A 6,846-nucleotide genomic window follows, 5' to 3' on the forward strand; every position below is an offset into this window, starting at 1 on the left:
AGGCGCGCTGGTAGGCTGTTCATCCAAGGATGATTCATCCGGCAAAGATGCGAATGGCAAGACCACCATCACCTTATGGGGCATGGGAGCGGAAGGAAAGCTGCTGCCTGAAATCGTAAAAGATTTTGAGAAAGAAAATCCGGATATTCATGTTGATGTACAGGCGTTGCCGTGGGATAACGCTCACGACAAATTGCTCACAGCGGTTGCATCAAAATCCGGCCCGGATGTTGTTCAGTTAGGTACGTCATGGGTGCCGGAATTAGCATCTGCGGGTGCATTAACAGATATCACGCCTTACATCAGCAAATACCCTGAGCTTGAATCGAAAAATTTCTTCAAGGGCGCTGTGAGTACGACTCAATTTGAAGGTAAACCGGTCGCCGTACCTTGGTACACTGAAACGCGAGTTTTATTCTATCGTTCCGATCTATTGAAACAAGTGGGATACAATGAAGCGCCAAAAACGTGGGAAGAACTTTCCGATGCTGCGCAAAAGCTGGCGGCTCGGGGGAAAGGCAAGTACGGTATCTCCTTTAGTGCTAAGGAGCAGTCTATGGGCTTTATGTTTGCGCTCCAGAACGGCTCCAAACTGGTTGACGAGCAGGGCAATCCGTTGTTCAACCAACCACCATTTGTAGATGCTGTAAAGTATGTGAATAGCTTTTTCCAAAATGGATCTAATGCAGTGGATATTGGAATTGACTCCGTTCAAGGTTTGCAAGGCGAGGGGATCGTTCCCATGTTTATCAGCGGTCCTTTTATGATTAAAGAGATCAAGAGCAAGGCACCAGAACTGGAAGGTAAGTGGAATATAGCGGAGCTTCCTGGCAAAGTAAACAACCTGTCCGTTTTGGGTGGAGCCAACCTTTCCATTATGAAATTCAGCAAACACCCAGAGGAGTCGGCTAAATTCCTGGCTTACATGAGCAAACCAGAAACACAGCTGAAATGGATGGATCTATCCAGTAACTTGCCTGCGACTACTAAATCATGGGAAGATGCCAAGCTGAAGAGTGATCCGATGCTTCTGACGATTCGCAAACAGCTGGATCATTCCGCAGCATTGCCGCAACTGGCTGCATGGGAAGAGGTTTCCCAACAATTCATCAAGAGCTTCGAGCGTATTTACCGCGGTCATGCCGATGTACAGAAGGAAATGGATGACTTTAATCAGCAGGCTGCAAGTATTATGAAAAAATAATGATCCGTATCTGTCATTGTCAAAGGGAGTGAAGGCATGAAAGGAAGCTCGCAGAAACTTGCGCCATACTTGTTTATCGGTCCCTCCATCATCCTGCTAACGCTGTTTTCGCTATTGCCGATATTACTGGCGCTTGTGATCAGCTTCACGGATATGGATCTGTCTGGACTCGTTAATTTTGATAGCATTCGCTTTATAGGTTTGGAAAATTACACGAACGTGCTTTTGGACCCTTCTTTTTTGAAGTCGATTGGGAATACGCTATTTTTCGTCATCATCGGTGTTCCGCTAGTGCTGATATTTTCACTCAGCATTGCGATCCTGATTAACATGGGTAAATCACGTGCTTTTAAGGTATTCCGCGTCGTGTTCTATCTGCCGTCTGTAACGAATGTGGTTGCGGTCGCAGTCGTCTGGAGCTATCTGTATAATCCGACGCTTGGATTATTCAATTACGTACTTGGTCTGGTGAACTTGGGTCCCGTCCCATGGCTGACCGATCCAACAGTAGCGAAAATTTCGCTGATTGTGTTAGCGGTTTGGCGGGGTATCGGCTTAAACATGATCATCTTTATTGCTGCTATTAAGGGAATTCCCGGCTCTTATTATGAAGCAGCCCAGCTTGATGGGGCCAATACATGGCAGCAAATTCGTTATATTACGCTTCCGCAGCTTCGTTACGCTATTTTCTTCGTGTCCATCACGACGATGATTGGCTGGCTGCAATTTTTCGAGGAACCTTTTGTCATGACCAAAGGGAAACCGCTGGACGGCACGCTGACGGCATCCTTGTTCATTTACAATAACGGCTTCCAATTTAGTAAATTCGGGTATGCCGCGGCGGGATCGTTCATTCTGTTCTTTGCGATCATCGCGGTAACGCTGATCCAGTTCCGTTTGCAAAATAAAGCGGAGTCCTGATAGAGAGAGGTGATGAACGTGAAAACAGCTGTTCAGCAAGCCCGCGCCAATACGCGCAGTGGTGAAAAAACATTTCAATGGTTCGTGGCGATTCTCCTGACTGTGGGAGGTCTGTTGATGGTGCTGCCTTTTGCGTGGATGATTTTATCCTCCTTTAAGACAGAGGGGGAGGTAACCAAAATCCCTCCAACCATCTGGCCGGAGCATTTTACTCTGGATAATTTTAAAATCCTATTTGATAGCATGGCGTTTGGAACCTATCTGACGAATACACTAATCATTGTTCTAGCTTCCTTCTTCGGACTATTCCTTAACGCCATGGCAGGTTATGGTTTTGCCAAATTCCAGTTTAAAGGCAAAGGTTTCCTGTTCTATCTGGTACTGGCAACCATGATGATTCCAGGCCAAGTGACGATGATTCCCGTCTATTTGATTCTAAACCAGATGGGGTTGACCAATTCTATGCTGGGGATTGTCCTTCCTGGATTGGTAGGCGCGTTCGCAATCTTCCTCTTCCGGCAGTTCATGTCCGATATCCCGGATGAACTGCTGGAGGCGACACGTCTGGATGGAGCAGGGGAGTTCCGCACTTTTTTACAAATCGTGCTGCCCATCTCGACGCCAATTATCGCAGTGCAAGCTATCCTGACCTTTATCGGCGGATGGAACAGCTTCTTATGGCCGCTCATTATTGCAAACGATGAAAAGTTGTACACCTTGTCCGTAGGTTTGTCCCTGCTCAAGGGACAGAACGAAAGCCAATTTGCCCTGCAAATGGCGGGCTCGACCTTTATGGTCGTTCCGATCATGATCATCTTCATTATTTTTCAAAAGTATATTATCGAGAATTATACGATTTCGGGTATTAAATAATAGTGCTTTACGGCGGTGTTTCCCTTCTAATTAAAGAGGGACTCCGCCGTTTTATTTGTTTATCATTCCAAATGACTGTTTCACGGTTTTATAACATATCTTTAAGGTAAAAACCAACCTAGGATGTGTGTTCCATGAACGATAGCTCATCTTTATCCAGACTGCTTGAACAGCCTAATTTTCTTATACTCCTTGTGGATGAGGAACGGTATCCTGCGGTTTATGAAAACCCGGAAATCCAAGAATGGAGCAGACAAAATCTGATTACCCAAGGGCTCTTGAGGTCTCACGGGCTGGAGTTTCGCAGGCATTATATAGGAAGCGCTGCGTGTAGCCCCAGCAGAACAACCTTGTTTACTGGCCATTATCCATCACTCCATGGGGTCACTCAGACGGACGGAGTAGCCAAGGGACCTTTCGACTCCGATATGTTCTGGTTGGATAGAAATACAGTGCCCACCATGGGCGATTACTTTCGTGCAGCAGGATACCAAAGCGCTGGCCCGTTCATCCTTTTATGATAATACAATTGTTATTTTTACATCCGATCACGGAGATTTGCTGAGTGCTCACGGCAACCTCCATCAAAAATTTTATTGTGCCTACGAAGAGATTGTACATGTACCATTAGTCATCCATAACAGGCACCTGTTCCCTCAGTATAAAAGTGAATATTCACTCACAAACCATGTAGATCTTCTGCCTACTATGCTTGGACTGGCGAATGTAGATATTACTTCGGTCCAGCGGCGCTTGCAAAACAGCTTTACCGAAGCTCGTGCTTTGGTGGGGAATGATCTTGCTCCAGTGATCCGAGGGCAAAGCCAAGGTCAAATGGTTGACCGACCGGTTTATTTTATGACCGACGATGATATTACCCGGGGTCAGCGGCAGATAAATATATTAGGAAAGGCATATCCGTCTGTTATTCAGCCCAATCATGTCGAGACGGTCATCGCGACTCTGCAAACAAGTAGTGTGAAGGAATTATGGAAGTTTAGCCGCTACTTTGACAATACTCAATTTTGGAGCCAACCAGGAGTGAAGGATGTTACTATGCAGCCTGTGGGCAATCCTATAGGTGACCAATACGCTTACTGGACTACACAGATCAAAACACAACCAGATCATGACGAATATGAATTGTATAACTTAACCAATGATCCTATGGAAACATGCAATCTTGTCCACCCCGCTTACGCAACACAGCAGACCAGAAGCGTTCACCAACAGATGATATACTTACTGGAAGAACAACGTAGGCACAAGCGTTTATATCCTGCTCAATCAGGTGTTTGGTGAACATAATAGCGGAGCTTCTCTTTGAAAGAGGGGTCCGCTTATACGAGACGGTAAAGGACTGCTTGGCAGTGGAAAAGGAATGAAGGATTTGTGAAAATGATGATAAAACATACAAAAACATACAAAAGAATCCGATATACCTCTAGAATCACTTATTAGAAGAAAATTGGAGGTTTTAGGATGAATGTATCTTTTACATCATCTCACCAATCGCCGTTCCGCACCGCAGATAACAACCGACTTGAAATACGGCATCCACTTTCCGCTCAGTCTGAAAGAAAGAGTATAGCCAAGCCGCAAAACAAGATTATTCAACAATTAACAGAGCAAAAGCAAAGTTTAATGGAAAGGCGTTCAGACTATGTAAGTAATGCCCTCAAGCGTGGTCTTGGTCCAGAAGCTGTAAAGGCTGAAATGGAAGAGATCGATAAGCAGATTCAGCAAATTGATGAGAACATTCAAAAGCAGTCGCTAAAGGAACAGAAAAAGGCTTTAGGCATGGATGAGGACAACAAAAAGGAGGCTCAGGAAGGTAAAAGGGAACAATATATGCCCAAGACAGCAGAGGAGCAAAGGCAAAATCTAATCGCCTATACCATGCATGGTATAGTATCTGCACACAATGAATTGAAGAATACCAACATAGCTAAAATGGTACAAATCACATTAGAAAGCGAAGCTAAAGGTTGGGAAAACACTAACCCCTCAAGATCAACTGCTTTGCGTGAGAAGGCAGAAGGTCTTGATGGTAAAATTATGGCGATTGCCGCGAATATCAATGAGCGCATCAGTGAAGCAGTGAATAATGCACCGTCGATTACAGAACAGGATCAGCCAAAGGGTGAGAAGGAGGCAAATCCAGAGGCTGGCAGAGTGTGGACTGAACAAGAAATCAATGCCTATCAGGATTCGGCTAATAAAGAGACGAAGACTGCGGGCACGAAGGTAAATATTGCAGTCTGAGCCGGTTATTTTGCGCATAGTGCCATAGTACGCACTAATTAGGAGGGCCCCCCTACGAGCTATCGTTTTTAGGGGCCCTCCGCTCAACGCAATCTATTATTACTATCAAGCAAAGAAAGTTATTTGTTCAATAGGTCTGTTAAAAAAATATTTAGAAAACGTAACCAAATGCTTATCTTTTATCATTGGTTGCGTAATATATACATTAAGTATTTAATGATAATGTTGACCATGGTAATTACGGTGTGTTATGCTGGAACCGTAATTAAACGGCTTATTAGCTTAAAGTACAACAGATCTTATTTCGCATTCAGAGAGGATGGTTTAGGTGGCAGCAGCTGTAAAAGCAAAGATGATTGTAGACAAATCTTTTCGTATTGCTGAAGTCGATAAACGCATTTATGGTTCTTTTGTAGAGCATCTCGGACGTGCTGTATATGGTGGTATTTATGAGCCTACTCATTCGACTAGTGATGAAAGCGGTTTCCGTAATGATGTTAAAGAGCTGGTAAAAGAGCTGGATGTTCCTATTATACGCTATCCGGGCGGTAATTTTGTATCCGGTTACAATTGGGAGGATGGTGTCGGCCCGGTCGCATCCAGACCTAGACAGTTGGAGCTGGCGTGGAGAACAGTGGAGCCGAATGAAGTAGGAACAAATGAATTTTTTAAATGGGCCAAGGATGTTGGCTCCGAAGTGATGATGGCGGTGAATCTGGGTACGCGTGGAATTGATGCGGCACGTAATCTGGTGGAATATTGCAATCATCCAGGAGGCTCCTATTGGAGTGATTTACGCCGTAGTCACGGTGTAGAGCAACCCCATAAGATTAAAACCTGGTGTCTTGGCAATGAGATGGACGGTCCGTGGCAGATTGGTCACAAGACAGCAGTGGAATATGGTCGTCTGGCTGTAGAATCGGCAAAAGCCATGAGGCTGATTGATCCTGACATTGAGCTTGTATCCTGTGGAAGCTCCAGCTCTACAATGCCGACGTTCCCGGAATGGGAGGCAACGACACTGGATCATACGTATGAGGTGGCTGACTATATTTCTCTCCACCAATACTACGGCAACCATGACAATGATACGGCTAATTATCTGGCACGTTCTATGGACATGGATCATTTTATTCAAACCGTCATTTCGACTTGTGATTATATCAAAGCGAAGAAACGCAGCAAGAAAAAAATGATGCTCAGCTTTGACGAATGGAATGTGTGGTACCACTCCAACGATGCAGACAAAAAAATCGATCCATGGTCTGTGGCGCCACCGCAGCTTGAGGATATTTACAACTTTGAAGATGCATTGTTGGTTGGCAGCATGTTGATTACGTTCTTGCGTCACGCAGATCGTGTGAAAATGGCTTGTATGGCTCAACTAGTCAACGTTATTGCGCCAATCATGACTGAAAATAACGGAAAAGCGTGGAAACAAACAATCTTCTATCCGTATCTGCATGCTTCCCGTTATGGTCGTGGGGTATCGCTGATGCCTGTAGTGGATTCCGAAAAATACGATTCCAAGGACTTTACGGACATTCCTTATCTGGATAGCGCTGTGGTTTATGATGAAGAGG

7 protein-coding genes are annotated in these 6,846 nt (G+C 44.9%); all 7 read left to right on the forward strand.

From position 1 onward, the window contains the following. A partial coding sequence (locus tag AC5V8P_RS21845; protein ID WP_495473856.1) for a sugar ABC transporter substrate-binding protein occupies positions 1-1,204 on the forward strand: 1,204 nt, incomplete at its 5' end. A gap of 36 nt (positions 1,205-1,240) precedes the next feature. Further along, positions 1,241-2,125 (forward strand): carbohydrate ABC transporter permease, encoded by an 885-nt coding sequence (locus AC5V8P_RS21850; protein ID WP_063206926.1) that lies wholly within the window; start codon positions 1,241-1,243, stop codon positions 2,123-2,125. An 18-nt stretch (positions 2,126-2,143) separates the two neighbouring features. After that, positions 2,144-2,998: a carbohydrate ABC transporter permease gene (locus AC5V8P_RS21855; protein ID WP_063206929.1), complete on the forward strand. Its 855-nt coding sequence runs from the start codon at positions 2,144-2,146 to the stop codon at positions 2,996-2,998. 134 nt (positions 2,999-3,132) lie between these two features. Next, positions 3,133-3,519 (forward strand): sulfatase-like hydrolase/transferase, encoded by a 387-nt coding sequence (locus AC5V8P_RS21860; RefSeq protein WP_495473857.1) that lies wholly within the window; start codon positions 3,133-3,135, stop codon positions 3,517-3,519. Beyond that, positions 3,476-4,300 carry a sulfatase-like hydrolase/transferase gene (locus AC5V8P_RS21865; RefSeq protein WP_495473858.1) on the forward strand — a complete coding sequence of 275 codons (825 nt, stop codon included), beginning with the start codon at positions 3,476-3,478 and terminating at the stop codon, positions 4,298-4,300. Before AC5V8P_RS21860 ends, AC5V8P_RS21865 begins: the two co-directional genes overlap by 44 nt. Before the next feature lie 180 nt (positions 4,301-4,480). Next, positions 4,481-5,263: a hypothetical protein gene (locus AC5V8P_RS21870; protein WP_064795647.1), complete on the forward strand. Its 783-nt coding sequence runs from the start codon at positions 4,481-4,483 to the stop codon at positions 5,261-5,263. 328 nt (positions 5,264-5,591) lie between these two features. Then, positions 5,592-6,846: arabinosylfuranosidase ArfA (gene arfA / locus AC5V8P_RS21875; RefSeq protein ID WP_495473859.1), on the forward strand; the 1,255-nt coding region annotated here is incomplete at its 3' end.

The sequence above is a fragment of the Paenibacillus sp. N119s genome (assembly GCF_059447605.1).